This window comes from Nocardioides sp. GCM10030259 (assembly GCF_042666375.1).
GTDB lineage: Bacteria > Actinomycetota > Actinomycetes > Propionibacteriales > Nocardioidaceae > Nocardioides.
The window spans coordinates 45,615-69,087 of record NZ_JBHTDF010000001.1 but is presented as its reverse complement, the minus strand read 5'-3'; the positions used below and the strand labels follow the sequence as shown (position 1 = coordinate 69,087).

Annotated in this window: 17 protein-coding genes; 4 read left to right on the top strand and 13 right to left on the bottom strand. The window is 72.4% G+C overall.

Going from position 1 to position 23,473, the window contains the following annotated elements; translation table 11 throughout:
• Positions 1-525 precede the first annotated feature (525 nt).
• Positions 526-1,797 (bottom strand): tyrosine--tRNA ligase, encoded by a 1,272-nt coding sequence (gene tyrS, locus ACFQQI_RS00295; RefSeq protein ID WP_378556172.1) that lies wholly within the window; start codon positions 1,795-1,797, stop codon positions 526-528.
• 83 nt (positions 1,798-1,880) lie between these two features.
• Here tyrS and ACFQQI_RS00290 point away from each other — a divergent pair, with 83 nt between their 5' ends.
• Genes ACFQQI_RS00290 through ACFQQI_RS00280 form a run of 3 tightly spaced genes read left to right on the top strand, consistent with a single transcriptional unit; the run spans position 1,881 to position 6,787 of the window.
• Positions 1,881-3,278 (top strand): serine/threonine-protein kinase, encoded by a 1,398-nt coding sequence (locus ACFQQI_RS00290; protein ID WP_378556169.1) that lies wholly within the window; start codon positions 1,881-1,883, stop codon positions 3,276-3,278.
• Positions 3,279-3,316: 38 nt separating this feature from the next.
• Positions 3,317-6,541 carry a response regulator gene (locus ACFQQI_RS00285; RefSeq protein WP_378556166.1) on the top strand — a complete coding sequence of 1,075 codons (3,225 nt, stop codon included), beginning with the start codon at positions 3,317-3,319 and terminating at the stop codon, positions 6,539-6,541.
• A gap of 36 nt (positions 6,542-6,577) precedes the next feature.
• Positions 6,578-6,787: a hypothetical protein gene (locus tag ACFQQI_RS00280; RefSeq protein WP_378556163.1), complete on the top strand. Its 210-nt coding sequence runs from the start codon at positions 6,578-6,580 to the stop codon at positions 6,785-6,787.
• Positions 6,788-6,790: 3 nt separating this feature from the next.
• On the opposite strand, the gene ACFQQI_RS00275 is transcribed toward ACFQQI_RS00280, so the two are convergent.
• Positions 6,791-7,006: a DUF3099 domain-containing protein gene (locus tag ACFQQI_RS00275; protein ID WP_378556160.1), complete on the bottom strand. Its 216-nt coding sequence runs from the start codon at positions 7,004-7,006 to the stop codon at positions 6,791-6,793.
• A gap of 48 nt (positions 7,007-7,054) precedes the next feature.
• Here ACFQQI_RS00275 and ACFQQI_RS00270 point away from each other — a divergent pair, with 48 nt between their 5' ends.
• A complete protein-coding gene (locus tag ACFQQI_RS00270) occupies positions 7,055-8,026 on the top strand; it encodes an aldo/keto reductase (protein ID WP_378556157.1) in 972 nt (323 codons plus the stop codon).
• Here ACFQQI_RS00270 and ACFQQI_RS00265 read toward each other — a convergent pair.
• The 11 genes from ACFQQI_RS00265 to ACFQQI_RS00215 all read right to left on the bottom strand — a co-directional run bounded on the left by ACFQQI_RS00265 (position 8,017) and on the right by ACFQQI_RS00215 (position 23,415).
• Positions 8,017-8,544, bottom strand: coding sequence for a dihydrofolate reductase family protein (locus tag ACFQQI_RS00265; RefSeq protein ID WP_378556154.1), 528 nt, complete (start codon positions 8,542-8,544; stop codon positions 8,017-8,019). The genes ACFQQI_RS00270 and ACFQQI_RS00265 overlap by 10 nt on opposite strands.
• A gap of 52 nt (positions 8,545-8,596) precedes the next feature.
• Positions 8,597-10,261 carry a PucR family transcriptional regulator gene (locus tag ACFQQI_RS00260; RefSeq protein ID WP_378556151.1) on the bottom strand — a complete coding sequence of 555 codons (1,665 nt, stop codon included), beginning with the start codon at positions 10,259-10,261 and terminating at the stop codon, positions 8,597-8,599.
• Positions 10,258-11,370, bottom strand: a complete 1,113-nt coding sequence (gene menC, locus ACFQQI_RS00255; protein ID WP_378556148.1) for an o-succinylbenzoate synthase — start codon at positions 11,368-11,370, stop codon at positions 10,258-10,260. The genes ACFQQI_RS00260 and menC overlap by 4 nt, the downstream gene beginning before the upstream one ends.
• On the bottom strand, positions 11,367-12,251 hold the full coding sequence (locus ACFQQI_RS00250) for a GNAT family N-acetyltransferase (protein ID WP_378556145.1): 885 nt from the start codon (positions 12,249-12,251) through the stop codon (positions 11,367-11,369). Before ACFQQI_RS00250 ends, menC begins: the two co-directional genes overlap by 4 nt.
• Positions 12,252-12,274: 23 nt before the next feature.
• Positions 12,275-13,417 (bottom strand): M20/M25/M40 family metallo-hydrolase, encoded by a 1,143-nt coding sequence (locus ACFQQI_RS00245; protein WP_378556142.1) that lies wholly within the window; start codon positions 13,415-13,417, stop codon positions 12,275-12,277.
• On the bottom strand, positions 13,414-16,692 hold the full coding sequence (locus tag ACFQQI_RS00240; protein WP_378556139.1) for a serine hydrolase: 3,279 nt from the start codon (positions 16,690-16,692) through the stop codon (positions 13,414-13,416). Before ACFQQI_RS00240 ends, ACFQQI_RS00245 begins: the two co-directional genes overlap by 4 nt.
• The gene (locus tag ACFQQI_RS00235) at positions 16,689-17,441 is read right to left on the bottom strand and encodes an ABC transporter ATP-binding protein (protein WP_378556136.1); all 753 of its coding nucleotides are present in this window, start codon (positions 17,439-17,441) and stop codon (positions 16,689-16,691) included. Before ACFQQI_RS00235 ends, ACFQQI_RS00240 begins: the two co-directional genes overlap by 4 nt.
• 67 nt (positions 17,442-17,508) lie before the next feature.
• The gene (locus ACFQQI_RS00230; RefSeq protein WP_378556133.1) at positions 17,509-19,437 is read right to left on the bottom strand and encodes a dipeptide/oligopeptide/nickel ABC transporter permease/ATP-binding protein; all 1,929 of its coding nucleotides are present in this window, start codon (positions 19,435-19,437) and stop codon (positions 17,509-17,511) included.
• 1 nt (position 19,438) lies between these two features.
• Positions 19,439-20,434: an ABC transporter permease gene (locus tag ACFQQI_RS00225; protein WP_378556130.1), complete on the bottom strand. Its 996-nt coding sequence runs from the start codon at positions 20,432-20,434 to the stop codon at positions 19,439-19,441.
• Positions 20,435-20,447: 13 nt separating this feature from the next.
• Positions 20,448-22,010: an ABC transporter substrate-binding protein gene (locus ACFQQI_RS00220; RefSeq protein WP_378556127.1), complete on the bottom strand. Its 1,563-nt coding sequence runs from the start codon at positions 22,008-22,010 to the stop codon at positions 20,448-20,450.
• 16 nt (positions 22,011-22,026) lie between these two features.
• Positions 22,027-23,415: a serine hydrolase domain-containing protein gene (locus tag ACFQQI_RS00215; protein WP_378556124.1), complete on the bottom strand. Its 1,389-nt coding sequence runs from the start codon at positions 23,413-23,415 to the stop codon at positions 22,027-22,029.
• Positions 23,416-23,473: the final 58 nt, after the last annotated feature.

Here is a 23,473-nt window from a genome sequence, read left to right as displayed (position 1 = left end):
CACTGACAAAAAGTTGTCAGAATCATCGTCAAAGAAATCCGCGACCAAACCCCCCCAAAAAAGAAGGAATCCAGTCAACGGGACATAAACAAACTAATTCGTCGACTATGACACACTGTTGAGTTCTCAAACATCAGACGCACACCGCTCGGTCGGCCTTTCGGGCCTCCCTCGCCGGGGCAACTCGTATAACTTAGCGGATTGTTTTCGCTCGGTGCAAATCCGGGCTTTTCCGCCTCATCCGCACAATGCACAACACATTTCTCGCCAGTTTTGGAGGGCCCAGCTGAGGGGCGCGCTTCGCCACCGGTGAGGTGAAGTGAGAGTTGGATGGCCGCCGGGGCCGGAGGCCCGACCTGACCGGTCTTGCCTCCCGCCGCTCCCTGGCGACTCGGAGAACATTAGGGGACTCCTCCCCCGGAGTTCAAATCGGTTCGACGTGACGGGGCGCACATCGGTGTTTGCGCAGGTCAAGGGCCCTTTCCGGCCTCGTGGGCCTGCGACACCGGGGTGTCGGCGCAAGCTTCAGCGGACCTCGACGCCGGCGAAGTTCTTCTTCCCGCGCCGCAGCACGAGCCAGGTCCCGCCGACGAGGTCGTCGTCGCCGGGCACCAGCTCGGGGTCCTCCACCCGCACGTTGTTGAGGTAGGCACCGCCCTCGGCGACCGTGCGCCGGGCGTCGCCCTTGCTCTTGGCCAGCCCGGTCGCGGCCAGGAGGTCGGCGATGCTCGGCACCCCGGCGTCCCCGTCGACCACGATGCTGCCCGCCTCCCGGAGCGCGGCGCCGAGCGTGGTGGTGCTGAGCGAGGCGAGCTCGCCGCCTCCGAAGAGCGCCGCCGACGCCTGCTTGATGCGCTCGGTCTCCGCGGCTCCGTGCACGAGCGTGGTGACGTGCTCGGCCAACGCCCGTTGGCCGGCGCGCAGGAAGGGCTTCTCCGCGTGCTGGGCCTCGATCTCCTCGATCTCGGCGCGACTGAGGAAGGTGAAGACCCGGAGCAGCTCGCCGACCTTCTCGTCCTCGACGTTGAGCCAGAACTGGTAGAAGGCGTACGGCGACATCATCTCGGGGTCGAGCCACAGCGCTCCGCCCTCGGTCTTGCCGTACTTCGTGCCGTCCGACTTCGTCAGCAACGGGGTCGCGATGGCGTGGGCGTGCCCACCGTCGGCGCGGCGGATCAGCTCCACGCCCGCGGTGAGGTTGCCCCACTGGTCGGAGCCGCCGAACTGCAGGGTGACGCCGTGGTCGCGGAAGAGGTTCAGGTAGTCGAGCGACTGGAGCAGCACGTAGCTGAACTCGGTGTAGCTGATGCCCGCCTCGAGCCGGCTCCGGACCACGTCGCGCGCAAGCATCCGGTTGACCGGGAAGTGCTTGCCGATGTCGCGGAGGAAGTCGATCGTCGACAGGCTCGCGGTCCAGTCGTAGTTGTTGACCATCGTGGCGGCGTTCTCGCCCTCGAAGGACAGGAACGGCTCGATCTGGCGGCGCACCCGCTCGACCCAGTCCTTGACCGTGTCGAGGCTGTTGAGCGTGCGCTCCCCCGACTCCTTCGGGTCACCGATCATGCCGGTGGCGCCGCCGACGAGCGCGTACGGCGTGTGTCCCGCGTCCTGGAGGCGCTTGGCCGTGAGCACCTGGACCAGGTGGCCCATGTGCAGGCTCGGCGCGGTCGGGTCGAAGCCCACGTAGAACCGGACGCTTCCCTCTGACAGGGCCTCGCGCAGCGCGTCGAGGTCCGTGGAGTGGGCGATCAGGCCGCGCCACTCGAGATCGTCGAGAAGGGTGGAATCGACGGTCACGGGGAACCTTTCCGTTCGGATGTGCGGGTCAAGCGTGCCATGGGTCCTCTGGCTACGCTCGCTCGGACCGGGAAGGGAACACGTTGATCGCAGGTAGGTACACGCTCGAGCGCGAGATCGGACGTGGCGGCATGGGTGCCGTGTGGCTGGGCCGCGACGAGGTGCTCGGGCGCGACGTCGCGCTCAAGCGCGTCGGGTGGGCGCCGGGCGGGAGCACTCCCGACCTCGACCGCGCGGAGCGGGAGGCGCGACTGGCCGCGCGCCTGAACCATCCGCACGTGGTCGCGGTCTACGACCTCGTCATGGAGGGGCCGGAGCAGTGGCTCGTCATGGAGTACGTCGCGGGGACGACCCTCGCCGCGCTCGTGCAGCGCGACGGACCGTTGTCGGCCGACGTCGCCGCGTCCTTGCTACGGCAGGCGGCGGACGCGCTGGCGGCGGCACACGCCGCGGGCATCGTGCACCGCGACGTCAAGCCCTCGAACATCCTCGTGGCGCCCGACGGGCAGGTGAAGCTGTCGGACTTCGGCATCGCCCGCGCCGAGGCGGACGCCTCGCTGACCCAGACCGGCCTCGTGACCGGGTCCCCGGCGTACCTCTCCCCCGAGGTCGCGTCCGGCCAGCTCGCCCAGCCGGCCAGCGACGTGTGGTCGCTCGGCGCGACCCTCTTCCACGCGCTCGCGGGGCATCCGCCGTACGAGGTCGGGGAGAACGTGCTCGGCGCGCTCTACCGGATCGTCAACGAGCCCCCGCCGCGGCTGGCCGACGCGGGCTGGCTCTCCCCGGTGCTCCTCGCGACGATGTCGACCGACCCGGGCTCCCGCTGGTCGGTGGCCCAGGTCAGGGACTTCCTCGCCGCCGGCCCGGCGGCCGGGCTGCCCGCGCCGGTCCCGACGGCGACCACGACGGTCGCCGAGCCCGCGCACGCGACCCGGCAGATGTCCCGCGTCGTGCCGGCGGCCGCGGTGGCTCCGGCGGCCCCGGCGGAGCCAGGCACCCAGCGCCGCCGCCCACGTGGCGGCCCGCTCGCGATCGCCGGCGCCGCCGTGGTGATCATCGCGCTCGCGGTGGCGGGATGGATCCTCGCAACGGGCGAGGACGACCCCGGCACGACCGGTCGGTCCGAGCAGCCGTCCAGCACGCCCTCGACGCCCCAGACCTCCGCCACCCCGGAGGTGACCGCCGAGGGGATGGAGACGTTCATCGCGAACTATCTCGCCACCGTCACCGACGACCCGGCGACGACCTGGGAGCAGCTGACGCCGGCGTTCCAAGACCAGAGCGGGAACTTCGGCCAGTATCAGAAGTTCTGGCGCGGGTACCGCTCGGCAGAGCTGGTCTCCGCACAGCCGGACCCCGAGTCCATGCAGATCAGCTACACCGTCGCGTACGAGAGCGTCGACGGAGAGGACAGCACCGACGACGTCACCCTGACGCTCGAAGGAATCGACGGAGACTTCAAGATCGCCGCCGAGAGCTGACCTCTCGCCCCTAGGGTTGACCCAGGAGGCTGTACTTGATGGAGCTGGCAGGGCTGTACCGGGACATCGTGGAGAGGTCGCCGGACGCGATCTGGGTGTGTGACCTCGAAGGCCGCACCATCTACGCAAATCCCGCCATGTGCGACCTGTACGGCGTCGACGCCGACGCGATGGCCGACGTGACCGTGTGGGACTCGCTCGACGAGCACGGCAAGCGGGACTTCGCCCGGCACCTCGAGGTCTTCAAGCGTGAAGGCCCGAACGCGAAGGACGTCGACGTGCTCTTCTGGCGCGCCGACGGCACGTCGCTGTGGGTGATCGTCAGCGAGGTCGAGATCCGCGACGACGAGGGGAACATCGTCGGCTTCACGCACCGGATCAGCGACTACAGCGGCCGTCGCCAGGCGCTGGACGCGCTGCGGGAGAGCCGCGAGCAGCTCACCGAGGCCCACCGCATCGCGCGACTGGGCAGCTGGCAGTGGGACGTCACGACCGGCGAGATCCACGCGTCGGACGAGCTGTGCGCGCTCTACGGGTTGGACCCGGCATCGTTCCCGATCGCCTACGACGACTTCCTCCACCTCGTGCATCCCAACGACGTTCCCGAGATCGCTGCCGCGGTGCGCGAGGCGCTCGAGCGTCCCCGCGATTTCACGTTCGTGGCCCGGATCCGCGGCGCGGACGGCTGGGTCTGGACGAGGGGCCGGGGCGTGTCGATCCCGGACGCCTCCGGCCGAGTCGTCGCCATGTCCGGAACCCACCAGGACATCACCGAGACCAAGGTCGCCAACCTCGCGCTCGAGGACCAGGTCAGCCAGAACGCCCTGATGCAGTCCGTGGCGTTCACCGCCAACGAGGCGCGCACGCTCGCCGAGGTGCTGACCCACGCCCGCAACCTCGTGCTGTTCCACGAGAACTGGGTGCGCGGGCGGGCCTTCGTCCCCGACGAGTCGGGCGAGCGCGTCGTACCCCTCGTCCTCTCGGAGGAGGATGCGCGCGCCGACGCCGAGCCGTCGGAGGAGGGCGCGGCTGAGCTGGCGCTCGCCGAGCGTGCGTTCCGGGAGAACCGGTCGGTCTGGTCGGACGCGATGCTCACGATCGCCTGCCCGGTGGCGTACGCCGACGAGGTCGTCGCGGTCATCGCGATCACGGCGGCGCCGCCCCTCAGGCGCCACGACGTGGTCCAGTCGATGGTCGAGCAGATCGCGCTGCAGCTCGCCCGGGTCGCCGAGCGCGAGCGGGCCGAGCGGGTGCTGGCCGACGCCCGCGACGCCGCGATGGAGGCGTCGCGCCAGAAGTCGGAGTTCCTCGCGACGATGAGCCACGAGATCCGCACCCCGCTCAACGGCGTGATCGGGCTCAACGACCTGCTGCTGCGCACCCGGCTCGACGCCGACCAGCTGCGGCTGGCCTCGGGCGTCCAGGTCGCGAGCCGGGCGCTGCTCGCGATCATCAACGACGTCCTCGACTTCTCGAAGATCGAGGCGGGCATGCTCGAGCTCGAGCGGCTCGACTTCGAGGTGCGGGCGGTGTTCGACCAGATCGCGAGCATGCTCGGGGAGTCGGCACGGGCGAAGGGCCTCGAGCTCATCGTCTCGTGCCACCCCGACGTGCCCGAGGTGCTCGGGGGCGACCCGACCCGGCTCGCGCAGGTGCTGACGAACCTCGGCTCGAACGCGGTGAAGTTCACCGAGGAGGGCGAGGTCTTCATCCGGGCGACGGCCACTCCGCGCCCCGGAGGCGGAACCCGCCTGCACGTCACGGTCGCCGACACCGGGATCGGCGTGCCGGAGGGCGACGTCGACCTGCTGTTCGAGGCGTTCACGCAGGCCGACGCGTCGACGACCCGGCGATTCGGCGGCACCGGCCTCGGCCTGGCCATCTCGCGCGAGATCGTGACAGCGCTCGGCGGCGAGATCGGGCTCCGCCCGAACCCGGGCGGCGGCACGGTCTTCTGGTTCACCGCCGACCTGGAGGCGCCGACCGGCTCACCCGCCGATCCCGACGACGAGTACGGCCGGGAGTGGCTGGCCGGCAAGCGGGTGCTGGTCGTCGACGACAACGCCCACAACCGCCTCATCCTCGACGAGCAGCTGGCCCGCTGGGGGGTGCTGGTCGACACCGCGGACAGCGCCGACATCGCGGAGAAGACCGTCGCTCAGGCCCGCGGGGCCGGCGAGCCCTTCGACGGCGTGCTGCTCGACCTCTCCATGCCCGACCGGGACGGGCTCGACCTGGCTCGGGCCCTGGCCGCCGACGATGAGAACGACGCGCTGCGCCTGATCATGCTGACGTCGTCGGTGTCGCCGTCGGCCGAGCAGCTGGCGGAGGCCGGCATCGCGACCTGCCTGGTGAAGCCGGCGCTCGCCGCCGAGCTGCGCACGGCGATGCTCCGCCAGCTCGCCGGGCGCGAGCCGCGCTCCGACGGTCGGGCGGAGCCGGCCGGCGAGTCGACGGAGAACCTCCGGGTGCTGGTGGTGGAGGACAACCCGATCAACCAGCTGGTCGCCGTGGGGCTGCTCCGCGCGCTCGGCTACGCGTGCGCCACCGCCGACGACGGTGAGATGGCCGTCGAAGAGGTGCGGACCGGCGACTACGACGTGGTGCTGATGGACGTGCAGATGCCGAGGATGGACGGGTACGCCGCGACGCGGGCGATCCGCGCCGAGGGCATCACGATCCCGATCATCGCGATGACCGCGGCAGCGGTCGAGGGCGAGCGCGAGCGCTGCCTGCTGGCCGGCATGGACGACTTCCTCACCAAGCCCGTCGACTCCGCTGCGCTCGCAGGGGCGCTGCAGTGGTGGCTCGGCGACGGGGATGGCGCTCCGCGGCCGCACGCGCCGAGTACGCTGCCGACCGTGTCTGACACCGGCGACTCCCCCGCACGCCAGGGCGACCTCGACAGCCTCGCCCTGGACCGCCTCGACGAGCTGCGCGACCTCGACCCCGGCGACACGACGTACCTGGACCGGGCGATCGGCAACTTCGTGCGGAACACGCCGGAGACCCTGGAGTCGATCCGGCAGGCCATCGACGCCGACGACGCGCCGACGCTCAAGCAGGTCTCGCACAAGCTCGCGGGCGGCGCGCTGAACCTCGGCGTCACCCCTGCCGGGCGCACTGCGCAGCAGATCGAGCTCGTGGCCGACACGGGCACGACCGAGGGTGCCGTCGCGCTCGCCGACCAGCTCGAGCGGGACCTCGAGGCCGGCCGCGCGGCGCTGCTGGCCTACCAGGCGACGTACTCGACGAGCTCGTAGGGTTCACCGCGACGCTGGTCGGGGTACGGACCGGTGATGAAGACCATCATCGGACTCGTCGTCGTCGTGTGGCTCGTCATCGGCGTGGCCGCCGCGTGGCAGCGCGGCTACTTCGGCGACGACCAGGACGTCGACTGCAAGCGGGCGGGCGACACCGCGCTCACGATCATCGCGGGCCCGCTGAACTACGTCGGCGCCAACCCGAAGATCGACTGCAACGTCGAGGTCCCGCAGCCCTCCGAGTGACGCTCACCGGTCCTCGTCGCCGGCGGGCGGCTGCGAGTCGTCCAGCGCCCCCTGGTTGCCGACGAACGCCGCGACCGGCGGGATGAGTGCGGCGACCACGCTCATCACGATCGCGGCGGTGGTCGACCAGAGGCGCACGAGGTTCCACGCCAGGAGGATGAGCACGAGACAGGTGCCCATCAGCCAGAAGTAGGTGCGGTGCCGCCGCCGACGATCCACGACTCGACCGTAGCCCCGGCGGCTTCGAGAGGGTGCAAGGCTGTCGGCATGCGCTACGCGAAGCTGGGCAACACCGGACTCGACGTCTCCCGCGTGATCATCGGCTGCATGAGCTGGGGCGACCCGTCCCGCGGCGGGCACCCGTGGGTGCTCGACGAGGAGTCGGCCCGCGCGATCATCAAGGACGCCCTCGACGCGGGGATGACGACGTTCGACACCGCCAACGTGTACTCCGGCGGCAGCAGCGAGGAGTTCACGGGCCGCGCGCTGCGCGACCTGGCGCGCCGCGAGGACGTGGTGATCGCGACCAAGGTGCACGGGCGGATGCGCCCCGGCCCGTACGGCGCGGGCCTGTCGCGCAAGGCGATCCTGCACGAGATCGACGAGTCGCTGCGCCGGCTCGGCACCGACTACGTCGACCTCTACCAGATCCACCGCTGGGACCCGGCGGTCCCGATCGAGGAGACGATGGAGGCGCTGCACGACGTGGTGCGGGCGGGCAAGGCCCGCTACCTGGGGGCGTCGTCGATGTGGGCGTGGCAGTTCGCGAAGGCGCAGCACGTCGCCGAGCGCAACGGCTGGACGCCGTTCGTCTCCATGCAGGACCACTACAACCTGATCTACCGCGAGGAGGAGCGGGAGATGCTCCCGCTCTGCGCCGACCAGGGTGTCGGTGTGATCCCGTGGAGCCCGCTCGCGCGGGGCCGGATCACCCGCGACTGGGACGACGAGACCGCGCGCTCGGAGACCGACCAGTTCGGCGCGACGCTCTACCGCGACGGGGACCGCTCGATCGTCGAGACGGTCGCCCGGGTGGCCGACCGGCTCGGTGCCTCCCGCGCCCAGGTCGGCCTCGCGTGGCTGCTCCACCAGCCCACGGTGACCGCGCCGATCGTGGGCGTCACCAAGCCGCAGCACCTCGCCGACGCCGTCGCCGCCGTCGACCTGTCGCTCTCGGAGTCCGACCTCGAGGAGCTCGGCGCCGGCTACCAGCCGCACGCGGTCGCAGGTCACGCGTAGCGCAGCAGCGCCACACCCCCGGAGAACGCGCGCGTCTCGAGCAGCCGCAGCCGCTGCTCGACCCCGTCGGGGTACAGGCGCCGGCCGGCGCCCTGCACGACCGGGTACACGAACAGCCGGAGCTCGTCGACGAGGCCGGCGGCCAGGACGGCGTGGGTCAGCCGGATGCTGCCGGTGAGCACGATGTCGCCGCCGTCGGACGCCTTCAGGTCGCGTACGGCGTCGGCCGGCTCTCCGGTGAGCACGGTCGTCGGGGACCACCCGGGATCCGTCAGGGTGGTCGACACGACGTACTTGTGGACCTGGTCGAGGTAGTCGGCGATGCCGGTGGTGTCGGTGCCGACCTGGTCCGGCCAGTAGCCGCGCAGGTCCTCGAACGTCCGGCGCCCCAGCAGCAGGGCGTCGACGCCATCGTCCTGGCGGCGCACCTCCGCGACGAGGTCGTCGTCCTGGGTGCTCGGGTCGAACCAGTCGCCGAGCATCTCGATCGCCCCGTCGACGGTGATGTTCTGCGTCACGATCAGCCTGCGCATGGAAGTGGCGACCCGGCGGCCGCCGCGGACTCATCGGTCAGCCGCGCGCCAGCACCCGCAGCTGGAGCATCGCGACGAAGCGCTGCTCGGGGTCCGCCAGGTCGATCTCGCCGACCTCCGCGACGCGGCGCAGGCGGTAGCGGAACGTGTTCGGGTGCACGTAGAGCGCCTCGGAGGCAGCCGTGACGTCCCCGAACGCCTCGAGCCACGCCTGCAGCGTCTCGACGAGCGAGCTGTGGTGGCGCCGGTCGTAGTCGATCAGCCGCGCGAGCGAGCCGGTCGGGCGGTCGCCACGGGCGGCGGCGAGGTCGTGGAGCTCGAGCATCAACGACTCGACCTGGATGTCGTCGAGACGGGCGACGCGACGCCCGCCACCGCCGCTGCGCAGCACCCGCAGCGCGCGGTCGACGCTGGTCCGGGCCTGGGTCAGCCCCGCGAGGTCGGTGGCGACGGGACCGATGCCGATGACCGGCCGGAGCCGGTCGCCGACGCGGTCGAGGAAGTCGTGGGCGATGCGTACGGCGCGCGTCTCGCCCTCCTCGACCTGGCCCGTCACCGGCACAAGTCCGTAGGTGACCCCGCTGACGAGCGCGGCCGCCGCGCGCGGGTGCGCGGCGCTCAGGTGCAGCGCGAAGGCGTCGCTGAGGCGCTCCCGCTCGTGCGTGACGGCGGCGCCCTCGGTCGTGGAGACGTCGGCGTCGACGCCCGTCACGGCGACGCCGAGGACCATCAGCGGCTGACCGGTGAGGCCGAGGCGGTCGAGCGCGGCGCGGGCACCGGCGCCGCCCTCGAGGGCCGAGCTGAGCAGGTCGGCCCGCAACCGACGCTGCACGTCGGCACCGGCGCGCACGCGCAGCAGGTGCAGCGCGACGAGCTTGGCGGACTCCTGGAGCGCGATCGTGCGCTCCTCGCTCAGCGGCTCGCGGACGGCTGCCCAGATCGAGCCGAGCACCTCGTCGCCGGCGCGGACGGCGATCGCGACCCGTGGCACCGTGAACGCGTCGCTGCCCTCGGCCGCCGGAGGGTCGATGAAGACCGGTTCGTCGCTGCGGTGGAGATCGCGGAAGACCCCGCGCTCGTTGAGGATCCGGGCGTAGCGCTCCGGCACCTGCCGCCCCAGGATCGTCTCGACCCGGGAGGCGTCGGCCTCGTCCTGGCGCCCCGAGAAGGCCAGCACCCGGGAGCTGCGGTCCTCGATGGTGACCGGCGCGTCGAGCAGCGCCGCGATCGCGTTGGCGACCGCGAACAGGTCGCCCGACGGGAGGCCGCCCAGCGACTCGCGCTCGGTGACGCCGACGTCGCCCTCGGCGAGCAGCGATCGCACGATCGCGGCCAGGTGCGCCCACGGCGCGCCGCGGCTGAGCCCGAGGAGCACGACACCGGCCGCGTCGGCGGTACGGCGTACCTCCGGCGTGACCGGCACGGGGGCGCGGACGACGAGCGCCGCCGCCCGGGCCGCGCCGAGCGCCTCCACGAGGGCGACCACCGCCTCGGGGGTCTCGATGCCGACCCCGAGGACGAGCGCGCCGGGCGGGAGCACCGGTGCGTCCAGCGGGTCGTGGATGACCACGCCGCCGACGTCCCCCGCGGCCTCCGGGTCGCCGTGCACCAGCTCGAGCAGCGTCGCACCGAGTCCGTCGACGACACGGCCGAGGCTGGCCCGCGGGCGCGGGTCCGGAGCGCCTGCGGCGGGTGAGGTCACACGGAGGAGCCTACGATCCACTCCGTGCCCGTGGTGACCCGTGCGAGCTCGTCCTCCAGCGGCGCCACCCCCAGGCCCGGGCCGGTCGGCACGGTGAGGTGGCCGTCCTCGAGGACGAACGGCGCGGTGATGTCGGTCCGGTAGTAGCGACCGGAGCCGCTGGTGTCGCCCGGCAGCGTGAAGCCCGGGAGCGCGGCCAGGGCGACGTTCGCTGCCCGGCCCAACCCGGACTCGAGCATGCCGCCGCACCAGACCGGCACGCCGGCGGCGACGCAGACGTCGTGGATGCGACGGGCCTCGAGGTAGCCGCCGACGCGGCCCGGCTTGATGTTCACGATCGCGGCGGCGCCGAGCCGGATGGCCGCGGCGGCCGACTGGGCCGAGACGATCGACTCGTCGAGGCAGACCGGCGTGCGGATCTGTCGCGCCAGGTCGGCGTGGCCGAGCACGTCCTCCTCCTCGAGCGGCTGCTCGATCAGCAGCAGGTCGAAGGGGTCGAGGCGCGCGAGGTGACGGGCGTCCGCGAGCGTGTACGCCGTGTTCGCGTCGACCTGGAGCAGCACGTCGCCGTACCGCTCACGGACGGCCCGCACCGGCTCGACGTCCCAGCCGGGCTCGATCTTGAGCTTGATGCGGACGTAGCCCTCGTCGAGGTAGCCGCCGACGGCGTCGAGCAGGGCCGGGACGCTGTCCATGATCCCGACCGAGACCCCGCAGGGCACCCGCTCGTGGACGGCGCCGAGCTCGCGCGCGAAGGACCGGCCCTCGGCGCGCAGCTCCGCATCGAGGACCGCCATCTCGAGCGCGGCCTTCGCCATGCGGTGGCCCTTGAACGGCGCGAGGATCCGCGCGACCGCGTTGGCGTCGAGGTGCGGCGCGTCGACCAGCGCCGGCACCAGGAACCGGCGCAGCACGTCGGCCGCGGCGTCGACGTACTCCGAGGAGTAGAGCGGGTCCGACATCGCGACGCACTCGCCCCAGCCCTCGGCGTCGCCGGTGACGACGCGCAGCAGCAGGATGTCGCGGCTTGTCTGGGTGCCGAACGAGGTGCGGAACGGCGACACCAGCGGCATCGTGACCCGTCGCAGCTCGACTCCGGTCAGCTTCATGCGGTCCTCCTGACGACGTACCACCCGTTGCGGTCGAAGCCGCTGATCATCGCGCCGTCGCCGACCAGCGTCGACAGCGCCTCCCGCACCGCGGTGCGCCAACGGGCGGCCAGCGCGGGGTCGGTGGCGCGCAGCGCGCCGATGTCGGGCGGTACGGCGACCAGCACGGTGTCGCCGTCGAGCGACCCGGCGGCGGGCCCGCCGTCGGCGCCGATGCCGACCCCCACGACGGCTCCGGCGGCCAGCTCCTCGTCGGCCCGCAGCCCCACGCCGGCGCCCGAGCAGGCCTCGACCACCGTCGGGTCGAGCAACTCCCAGTGGACGAGCAGGCGGTCGGACTCGTCCGCGCCGTTGATGGTGTCGGCCATCGCGCCGTAGAAGTTCGGCAGGTACTCCACCGGCCGGGCGGCGAGCTTGGCCAGGTTGAACCAGGCGTTGCGGCTCACCAGCGGATCGAACGTCCAGGCGATCTCCGACACCCCGCGCAGCAGCGCCCACGCGCGCTGGTGGAGCTTCAGGGCGAAGCCGACGTGCCGTCCGGCGAGGTCGGCGGCGACGCCGGCGATGTGGCTGTGCAGCGCGTCCTCGGCGGGCGCGTGGAAGAAGCCCACGCAGGCGCCGACCAAGCGGTCGCCCTCGAACGCGCCACCGACGTAGTTGCCGGCCTTGCTGAAGGCGCGCAGCAGCTCGAGCGTCACCGGCGGGTTGTCCGAGCGGCCCCAGATCGTCGCGTACAGCTCCACGACCGTCGCGAGGTCGGCGAGGTCGGTCACCTCCCGGACGACGACGCCCGCGTCGAGGGCAGCGGCGTCGGCCGCCTGCACCGCACGGTGCGCGTCGGCGGCGCGATCCATCCGGGCCGGGTTCGTCACGGTGCTCATGCTGCTGAGGCCCTCCGCGCTCGTCATGGTCGGGCCGCACCAGTCGGCTCGGGGATGTTCGTCGGCTGCGCCAGCAGGTCCGCGACCAGGCCGGCGAGCAGCCTGGTGCGGTCGACGAGATGGTCGACCAGCACGTGCTCGTCGTCGGCGTGCGCTCCCCCGCCGACGGCGCCGAGCCCGTCGAGGGTCGGCGTTCCGACGCCGGCCGTGAAGTTGCCGTCGGAGGCTCCGCCGACCGCGGCCGACCGGGGCTCCGGCAGGCCGAGCCGGTCGGCGACGGTCCGCACCCGCGCGAGCAGCGCGGCCGACGAGGAGGCCTCCAGCGGCGGGCGGTTCGGCCCGCCGGAGACCGTCACGGTCGCGCCGTCGAGCGCGGGCGTGAGCGCGCGCAGCGCGGCGTCGACCCGGTCCTGCTCCGCGACGCTGCGGACCCGGACGTCGACCGCGAACGAGCCACCGGCGGGCACCGTGTTGGTGGTCGTGCCGGCCCGCGCGGCCGTAGGCGTCACGGTGGTGCCGGCGGCCGGGTCGGCCAGCGCGGCGACCGCGATCGCCTGGTGGGCGAGCTCGAGGGTGGCGTTGACGCCGCGCTCCGGGTCGAGACCGGCGTGGGCGGCGCGGCCGTCGACGCGTACGTCGTACAGGGACACGCCCTTGCGCTCGATCTTGAGCGCGCCACCGTCGGCCGAGGCCTCGAGCACGAGTGCCGCCTCGGCGGCGCGCGCCTCGTCCTCGATCAGCCCGCGCGAGCTGGGTGACCCGAGCTCCTCGTCGCCGGTGACCAGCAGCGTCACGCCCTCGGCGCCCGCGAGCGCGTGGAAGGCCATCGCGAGCCCGGCCAGCATGTCGAAGCAGCCCGGGCCGCGCAGCACGCCGTCCTCGACCGTGCACGGGCGGGTCGCCAGGGAGCCGAGCGGCCACACCGTGTCGTGGTGGCCGAGCACCAGTAGCCGGGACGGCCCGGCACCGAGCCGCCAGCGCAGGTGCGTGCGGCCGTCGAGGACGATCCGCTCCGGCTCGACGCCGAGCCGGGCGGTGCCGATCGCGGCCACCAGGTCGGCCGACCGGGCCACCGCGGCCAGGTCGTCCGACGGCGACTCGCACTCGACCATCGCGCGGGTGTCGGCGAGGAGCTCGGTCAGGAGCTCGGCCGGGTCGGGCTTCATGCTTCCACCCGTGGCGTGGCCCGCACCCCGAAGTGCACGTAGCGCTCGCCGGTCGGCAGCTCGTAGAACGTCACCGGCGCCCAGGTGTCGGCCTCCGGCGGCTTGACCGCGAACAGCGCCGGTCCGACCGGCACCATCGGGTACTCGTCGACCGGGTCGGGCACCATCTCGGCGAGCGGGCCGAGGACCTCGGTGCGCAGCGTCGGGCTCCCGCCGTCCACGGGCGCCAGCACGTCCATCCGCACCGAGGAGCGCGAGTACGTGCCGACGTACGGCGTGATGTCGACCTCGACCGGCTCGGCGGGCGGCGTGAACGGCTGCGACATCTCGACACCGGCGACCTCGCGGAAGACCTCGCGGTAGAGGTCCTCGTAGAGGTCGCGGGTGTTGCCGCCGTTCGCGAGCAGCGCGACCGCGACACCCCCGCGCTCGGCGTCCGGCAGCACGCGGAGGAAGCCGGCCTGCCCGAGCGTGTTGCCGTCGTGACCGATGAGCCGGCGCCCGTGCCAGTCGAAGCGGATCCATCCGAGGCCCCACGAGTCGCCGAGGATGAACTTGTCGGGGAGGTCGGCCTCGTGCCGGGTCATCGCCTCGGTCGACTCGGCGGACAGAACGCGCTTGCCGTCGGGCGCGAGCCCGCCGGAGAGGTGCAGCCGGGCGAACCCGAGGACGTCGCGGACCGTCGACTTGATCAGGCCGGCGGGGCCGACCGAGCGGGGCAGGTCCCAGACGGGGGTGGGCACCTGCTCGCCCTCGGCCTCGACATGACCGACCGCGGCGGCGAAGAGGATCGCCTCCTCGGCCAGCGTGACGGTGTGGGTCAGGCCGAGCGGCGTGAACAGCCGCTCCTTCATGGCCTGGTCCCAGGTCTGGCCGGTCAGCACCTCGATGACGCGGCCGAGCAGCGACCAGCCGGAGTTGCAGTAGGACCAGGTGACGCCGAGCGGGTGGTTCTGGGCGACGTCGGCGAGCAGCGCGACGTACTTCTCCAGGCAGTCGTCGCCGCGACCGGTGTCGGTGAACACGTCGCCGTCGATGCCGCTGGTGTGGGTGAGCAGGTGCCGGATCGTCAGCTGCTTGGTGACCTCGGGGTCGGACAGCCGGAGCTCCGGGAGCACCTCGACGACGGGGGTGTCGACGGAGATCTTGCCCTCGTCGACCAGCTGCATGACGACCGTGGCGGTCCAGACCTTGGAGATCGAGCCGATCTGGAACACCGACTCGGTGGTGGCGGGCTGTCCGGTGCGGTTGTTGAGCACGCCGTACGCCGCCTCGACGACGTCGTCGCCCTCGAGGATGCCGAGCTGGGCGCCGGGCACGTGGTGCTTGGCTGCCAGCACCTCGAGGCGGCGCTGCCAGTGGGCGGCGTCGAGGCGCGGGCGGCCGTCGCGCTCGACGTACTGGTCGAGCCAGGCGACCACGCGACGGTTGTAGTCCATCCGCTGCGACGGCTTGCCGAAGAGGATGAACGCGTGCGAGGCCGCCGGGTAGAGCACCAGCTCGGTCGGGACGCCGCGCTCGCGCAGCGAGGTGTGCCACTGCTGGGCCTGGCCGACGGGGCAGGTGAGGTCGTCCCGGCCGTGCAGCACGAGCGTCGGGGTCGTGACCGCGTGCACGCGCGAGATCGGCGACATCGCGGCGTACTGCTCCGCCGCGGTCCAGGGTGTGCCGTCCAGCTCGTAACGGCCCATGAGCGGACCGTCGTCGCTGGCGCCGTACTCGCTCGTCAGGTCCGAGACGACGCCGCCCGCGACCGCGGCCTTGAACCGGTCGTCGTGGCCGGTCAACCAGCAGGTCATGAAGCCGCCGTAGCTGTAGCCGGTGACCGCGAGCCGGCCGGCGTCGGCGAGCCCCTCGGCGACCAGAGTGTCGATCGGCTCGAGGAAGTCGCGGACGTCGGCGACGCCCCACGCGCCCCGCACGCCGTTGTAGAACGTCTCGCCGTAGCCGTCGCTGCCGCGCGGGTTGACGAGCAGCACCGCCCAGCCCTGCGCCGCGAGCGCCTGGTGGTAGAGGTGCATCTCGTCGGCGGCGGCGTTCCAGGCGTTGTGCGGACCACCGTGGATGTCGAGGAGCAGCGGGAGCGGGCCCTCGCGATCGGGGTCGCGGACCAGCCACGCCTGCACCTCGGTGCCGTCGGAGATCGTGAACGTCCGCTCCTCGCGGGCGAAGGGCTCGACGTCCGCGAGGGCGGCTCCGTGGTCGGTGAGAACCGTCTCTGCACCGGACCCGAGGTCGAGCGCGACGACCTCGCCGTACGACGTCGGGGTAGTCAGCACGACGACTGCCGTGCCGCCGGCGACCGACAGCCCGGAGACGACCCGGCCGGCTCCGGCGAGCACCGGGCCGTCCTCGTCCCAGAGGTGGGAGCAGCCGCGGTCGCGGACGGCGAACAGCAGGCGGCCGTCCTCGGTCTCGACCGGGAGGGCGCCCGGGTACGCCGGGCCGCCCGGCATCACGTTGCGGTCGAGGTGCGCGCTGAGGTCGGCCGGCTCGCCGCCGCCGAGCGGGACCCGGAGCAGGTGGGCGTGCCCGAGCCGGAGGGCCGGGTGCCCGACCACCAGCAGGCTCTCGCCGTCGCGGGCGAAGGACACGGTGACGGCGATGCCGTCCTCGAGCGCGACGGCCCGTGGCGTCGCCTTGGGGTCGTCGACGTCGAGGAGGTGCACGGCGGTGCGGAAGCTCAGGTCGCTGTCGCTGCCGACCCTGCGGGTGAAGGCGAGGGTGCGACCATCCGGCGCCCACGCGGGGCGACCGGCGTGGTCGCCGTCGGTGACCCGGCGTACGGCGCCGCTCTCGAGCTCGACGACGTGCAGCTGGTTGCGCAGCGCGCCGAAGAAGCCCGCCCCGTCGGCCTGGTAGTCGACGCGCCTGCTGACCAGCGGCCCCGTGCCGTCGGTGGGGTCGACCGGGGCGGTGAACGCCAGCCGCGCGCCGTCCGGGCTCCAGACGGGCGCACCGGCGCCGAGCGGCTGGTCGGTGACCCGCTCGGGCTCGCCCCCGTCGGCGGCGAGCAGGTGCACCTGGTTGTCGCGGAGGAACGCGAGGCGGCTGCCGTCCGGCGACCAGGCCGGGGCGGAGTCGGTGCTGCCGTTCGTCAGGCGGCGCGGCGTGCCACCGCCGGTCGGGACCGTCCACAGCTGGTCGACGTTCCGGTCGCCCTCGCCGTCGAGGGCGCGGAGCACGTAGGCGACGCGGCTGCCGTCGGGCGAGATGGCGGGCTGCGAGGGGACGGCGATCGCGGGCAGGTCGTCGATGCTCGGGCGTCGGGTCATCGGGTGCTCCCTCCGGGGAATGTGTTGGGTCCTGGTACGGCGGCGAGCAGCTCGCGCGTGTAGTCGTGGTCGGGTCGGGCGAGGACCTGCGAGGTGGGTCCCTCCTCGACGATGCGGCCGTCGTGCATGACCGCGACGTGGGTCGCGACGTAGCGGACGACCGCGAGGTTGTGGGAGATGAACAGCATCGAGAGGCCGAGCTCGCGCTGGAGCTCGCGCACCAGGTTGAGCACCGCGCCCTGGATCGACACGTCGAGCGCGGAGGTGATCTCGTCCGCGATGACCACGGCCGGCCGGCCGGCGAGCGCGCGGGCGAGCGCGACGCGCTGACGCTGCCCGCCGGACAGCTCGGACGGGCGGGCGTCGGCGCGGGTCGGGTCGAGGTGGACCAGCTCCAGCAGCCGCGCGACCTCCGCCCGCCGCTCGGCGCGGGAGGTGCCCGGCGGGATCGCCTCGGCGACGCTCTCGCCGATGCTCATGCGCGGGTCGAGCGAGGAGTAGGGGTCCTGGAAGACCATCTGCAGCGGGCGGTGCCGGCCGCGGGTCGGCACGGGCTCACCGTCGAGCTGGATCCGGCCTTCGGAGACCGGAGCCAGCCCGACGGCGGCGCGGGCGAGGGTGGACTTGCCGGAGCCGGACTCCCCCACGAGCCCGACCACCTCCCCCGCGGGCACGGTGAGACTCACACCGTCGACGGCCGTGGTGTGGCCGTAGCGGACGGTGACGTCGTCGAAGCGCAACTCCTTCATCGGGGTCCCCTCGGCGTTGTCGGTCGGAGGAGCGAAGCGGGGGAGGCCGAGAACGGCGTGGGGTGAGTCATCGGACCTCGACCTCCTCCCAGTCGTCGAGCCGGTCCTCGATCGCGACATCGAGCGGCTCGCCGGCGTGCCAGCACGCGACCCGCCGACCGGCCGCGTCGGTCTCGAGCGGTGGCTGCTCGGTGCGGCAGCGCTCGGTGGCGAGCGGGCAGCGGGCGGCGTACGCGCACCCGGTCGGTACGTCGGACGGGTCGACCGGCCGGCCCGGGATGACGGCGAGCGGCCGGTCGAGCGGCGTGTCCATCGCGGGCACGGCCGCGACCAGCGCCCGCGTGTAGGGGTGCCGGGCTCCGGACGTGAGCTCGGTCGCGGGCAGGTCCTCGACGATCTGGCCTGCGTACATGACGAGCACCCGGTCGCAGACCTCGCCGACCACGGTGACGTCGTGGCTGATCAGCAGCAGCGCGACGTCGTCGGTCGCCCGGATCGAGGCGAGCAGGTCGAGCACCTGCTGCTGGACGGTCACGTCGAGCGCCGTCGTCGGCTCGTCGGCCACGATGAGCGCGGGTGTGCCCATCAGGCCCATGCCGATCATCGCGCGCTGGCGCATGCCGCCGGAGAACTCGTGCGGGTACTGGTGTGCCCGCCGCTCAGGCTCGCTGATCCGGACGGCGCGCATCCGGTCGACCGCGCGGGCCAGCGCACCCTTGCGGTCCATGCCCTGGTGGTGACGGGCGACCTCCGCGAGCTGACCACCCATCCGACGCGTCGGGTTGAAGGACGTCATCGGGTCCTGGAACACCATCGCCAGCGAGGTGCCGAGCCGCTGCCGCTGCGCCTTGGTGTCGGCCGCCCGCAGGTCGATGTCGAGGAGCGAGAGGCGCTCGGCGTCCACACGGCCCGGGTCGTCGACCAGGCGCGAGACGGCCAGCGCGGTCAGCGACTTGCCGGAGCCCGACTCGCCGACCAGGCCGACCGACTCGCCTCGGCGTACGGCGAACGAGACGCCGCGCACGGGTCGGATCGGTCCGTCCGTGCCCGGGAAGGCGACCTGCAGGTCGCGGACGTCGAGCACGACGTCGTCGCGGAGGTGATGCGGCTCCTCGGCGACGACCTCCTCGGTGTCGAGCGACTCCACCGTCGGCGGCAGCGCGGGGATGCCGCCGACCACGCCCACCCCGAGGACCTTGGCCACGGACTCTCCGAACAGGTTGAAGGCGAGGCCGGCGATGACCACGGCGATGCCGGGGGCGAGGGCGGCGGCCGGGTTGACGTAGATCGACTGGACGCCGTCGTAGAGCAGCCGACCCCAGTCGTAGTGGGGCTGCTGGACACCGAGGCCGAGGAACGACAGGCCGGTGAACGAGAGCAGCGCGCCGCCGGCACCGATCGTGGCGTTGACGACGAGCGGCTCGGCGATGTTGGGGAGCACGTGCCGGAAGAGGATGCGCACGCGGCCGACGCCGGCGACACGGGCCGCGTCGACGAAGTCACGAGACGCGACGGACGCGACCAGGGTCTGGGTGAAGCGGCCGAACGCCGGGGCGCCGGCGAGCCCGACGGCCAGGACCGCGCCCATCGCACCGACGCCGAAGACCACCGCCAGGAACAGCGCCAGCAGCAGGCCGGGGAACGCGACGGCGATGTTGATGCCGGCGTTCGCGAGCCGGCCGGTGCGGCGGCCGAGCACGAACGACGCGGTGCCGAGCAGCAGGCCCACGACGACCGCGATGGCCGTCGCGGCGAGTGCGAGCTCCACCGAGAGCCGGGTGGCGACCAAGGTGCGGTAGAAGATGTCGCGGCCCAGGTTGTCGGTGCCGGCCCAGTGCTCGGCGGACGGTCCGGCCAGGATGTTGCTCGTGTCGACGGCGTCCGCGTCGTCGGTCCACAGGATCGGACTGATCACCGCGAGCACGAGGACGCCGACCGTGAGCACGGTGGCCGTCAGCCCGACGGGAGTGCGGAGCACTCTGGTCCAGCGCCGCACGTCAGTCCTCCCTGATCATCGAGCGGGGATCGAGGAGCGCGAGCGCCACGTCGACGATCGTGTTCACGAGCAGCACGCCGACGCCGTACACCAGGACGACGGCCTGCACGACCTGGTAGTCCTTGTTGAGGATCGACGAGACGATCGTGCTGCCGAGACCAGGCCACGCGAAGACGTTCTCGATCAGCACGGTGCCGGCCACCATCGCGCTGAGGATCAGTCCACCCAGGGTGAGCGAGGCGGTGAGCGCGTTCGGGAGCGCGTGACCGAGGTAGACGGTGCGCGCCGGCAGCCGCTTGGCGCGCGCCGTACGGACGAAGTCGGCCCCGAGCACCGCGACCATCTCGACCCGGATGATCCGGGACAGGATGGCGGCCGGGCCGATCGCGAGGGCGAGCACCGGGAGCACGTACGCACTCGCGGTGTCGTTGCCGGCGACCGGCAGCCAGCCGAGGCTGACACCGAAGACGTAGACCAGGGCGACGCCGACGAGGAAGTCGGGGATGATCCCCAGGATCACGCTGGTCGTGGTGAAGGCGAGCTCGGTACGACGTCCGTGGCCGCGCCGGGTGAGGACACCCATCGTGACGCCGAGCGGCACCGCGACGACGACCGCGAACAGGAACGCCAGCAGCGCCAGCGCGAGCGTGGCGGGCAGGCGCTGCGAGACGACGTCGGCGACCGGCAGCTGCGACACGATCGAGGTGCCGAGGTCACCGGTCAGCAGGCCCTGGAGATAGTGCCAGTACTGCACCAGGATCGGGTCGTCGAGCCCCATCTCCTCGCGCTTGGCCGCGACCAGGGAGGCCGGTGCGGTCGGGCCGAGGGCCGCCCGCACCGCGTCTCCCGGGATCAGGTGGATCATCAGGAACGACGCCGTCACCAGCACCCACAGCGAGACCAGCAGGCGGCCGAGACGACGGATCCCGAACCGGACCCACGGGCGGGAGAGCACTCCCACCCGTGGGGGCGCGGCGACCGAGCTCGCCTGCGTCATGGGCTGCCCCAGCTCACTTCGCCAGCATCCGGATGCTGGTGGGAACCAGCTGGCCCGGGGTCTCGAACTCGGCGCCGTTGCCGAAGGTCTTCACCAGGTTGTTGGCGAAGGGGACGATGTCGGCCGCGGCGACCAGCGCCGACTCCGCCTCGAGCCAGGTGTCGCAGCCCTCGGTGCCGTTCATGGCGCTCGCCTCCTCCACTCCGGCCGTGTAGTCGGCGTTGTCGATGCCGGAGAAGTTGGTGCCGCCGTCGGCCAGGCCGGGGCCGGACAGGAACGGGACCAGCTGGTCGGGGCTGTTCACGTTGAGCGGGACCCACGAGATGTCCCAGTCGCCGGTGCCGAAGATGGCGCCCTGGAGCGCGGTCTCGTCGACGCCCTTCGCCGTCACCGTGGCGCCGGCGGCCTCCCACTGCTGGACGGCCAGCTCCGCGGCAGCGGCCACGCCGCTGCCGGCTGCGCTGGAGTAGAGGAACGTGAACGTCTTGCCGTCGAGGACGGACTTCGCCGCATCCACGTCCTGGGCAGGAAGCACGCCCGAGACCGAGTCACCCGGGCACGAGACCGGCTCGATCGCGGCCAGGGTGGTGGCCGGCGTGCCCGCACCGGCGGTCGACACCGACGCGAGCTCGGCGAGGTCGAGTGCCTGGGTGAGGGCCATCCGCACGTCGGCGTCGCTGGTCTCGTGGCCGTTGTCGTGGTTGTACCACTGCTCGCCCTGCAGCGCGGTCGTCTCGGCGGCGAACAGGCCCTGGGCGTCGAGACGCTTGACGTCGGGGCCGATGACCTGGGCCGCGTTGATGTCGCCGGACACGAGCAGGTTGGCGGCCGTGCCCTCGTTCTCGATGATCTTCATGACGACGGTGTCGGGCATGCCCTGCTCGTCGGTCGTGGCGCCGTTCGGGCCCCAGGTGTAGCCGTCCCGGATCTCGTACGTGTAGTGGTCGCCGGGGACCGCCTCGGTGAGCACGTAGGGGCCGGTGCCCACGGTCGTGTCGGCCAGCGACTTGCGGTCCTTCATGCCGGCGTCGCAGACCATCGGCAGGCTGGCGAGCCCGTTGAGGACGAACGGCGCCGGCTCGGCCAGCGTGATCGTCACGGTGCCGGCGGCGTCGTCCGCCTCCGCCGTGGCGCCGGCGGGCAGGAACACGCCGAGGTACGGGCTCTTGTTCTTCGGGTCGCCCACGTACGCGACGTTGTCGGCGACGGTGGTCGCCGTGAGGTCGCTGCCGTCGGAGCACGTGATGCCCTCGCCGAGCGTGATGGTGACGGTCTTGCCGTCGACCTCCCAGTCGATCGCGAGCTGGGACTGGATCTCACCGGTCTCCGCGTCGATCGAGAGCAGGTTGTCGTACGCGAGCTGGTTGACCGTGAACAGCTGGGTCCCCGCGGAGGACTGCGGGTCGAGCTTGCCCGGGTCGCCCTTCAGCGCCATGGTGAACGTCCCGCCGTCGGCGTACTCGCTGTCGCCTCCCCCTCCGTTGGCCGAGGGCTCGTCGCTCCCGCCGCAACCGGCGAGCAGGGCGGCGGTGACGCAGATGCCCAGCGACGTGTGCAGGGCTGCCTTGAGCTTCATGCGCGATTCCTCGTTCTCAGGCTCCGGCGCGCCGGACGGCGCGACCGATGTGGAGGTACAGGGCGTGGCCGTCGCCGTCGTCACCGACGAAGGCGTGCGGGATGTGCATGCCCTGCTCGGGCTCGACGTTGATGAGGCTGTCACCCCGGAAGTGCACGAGCTCGCGGCGCTCCGGCTTCTCGCCGAGCTCCTCGAAGAGGCCCTTCGGGGTCTGCTCCAGCCAGATCCGGCCGTCGTCGTCCTGGCTGACGACCAGGTCGGCGACCTCGGAGGCGTACGTGCCGACGTACCGGCTCGCGTCGATGCGCTCCGGTGACTCCGGCGGCGTGGGCAGCGGCGGCAGCGTCACGCCGGCGAGCTCGGCGAGCACGTGGCCCGCGATGTCGTGGTAGAGCGAGAGGACGTCGCCGCCGTTGGTCAGCAGCGCGACCGCCACACCGGCTCCGGGGACCATCCGCAGGAAGGCGTTCTGGCCGATCGTGCTGCCGTCGTGGCCGATGATCTCGCCGTCCGGGATGTCGAAGCGCTCGAAGCCGAGCCCCCACGAGTCGCCCATGACGCCGAGGTACGGCAGGTCGACCTCGGCCGCGTGCATGCGGGCGGCGGTGCCGGGGGCGAGCACCTGGGTGCCGTCGGCGGCCTTGCCGTCACTGAGGTGCATCTCGGCGAACTTCAGCAGGTCGCGCGGGCGCATGGCGAGCATCGCGCCGGCCGGGGCGTTGGAGCGGGCGAGTGCCCAGACCGGGGCGGGCTGCGGGCCGGTGCCCGGCTCCAGCTCGACGTGACCCATCGCGGCGCGGAACATGATCGCCTCGTACGGGTTGGTGGCGGCGTGGGTCAGGCCCAGCGGGGCGAACAGGTGGTCGCGCAGGCACGCGTCGTACTGCTTCTCGCGGAGCACCTCGACCAGGCGGCCGAGCACGCAGTAGCCGGCGTTGTTGTAGGAGAACTGCTCCCCCGGCGGGAACAGCTGCGGCACCTCGCCCAGGACGCCGAGGTACTTCTCGACGCAGTCGTCGCCGACCCCGGTGTCGGTGAAGATGTCGCCCTCGAAGCCGGACGTGTGGTTGAGCAGCATCCGCACCGTGATCTGCCGGGCCGCGTCGTCGTCGCCGATGACGAACTCCGGCAGGTAGGTGCGGACCGGCTCGTCGAGCTCGACCTTGCCCTCGTCGACGAGCTGCATCACCAGCGTGCTCGTCCAGAGCTTGGTGACGGACCCGATCTGGAAGATCGAGTCCGTGGTGGCCTCGACACCGGTCCCCTTGTGCAGGATGCCGGCGGCGTGGTCGACGACCTCGCCCCCTGCGAGGACGGCCACGGCGGCGCCGGGGACGTCGTACTTCGCGATCAGCGCCGGCAGCTGCTCGGCGATCCAGGCCTTCACCTCGGGCAGGGTGCTCATGGCGCTCACCGTAGGAAACGGGAACCGGGTGCGTGTTCGTCGTACCGCACAACTCTGG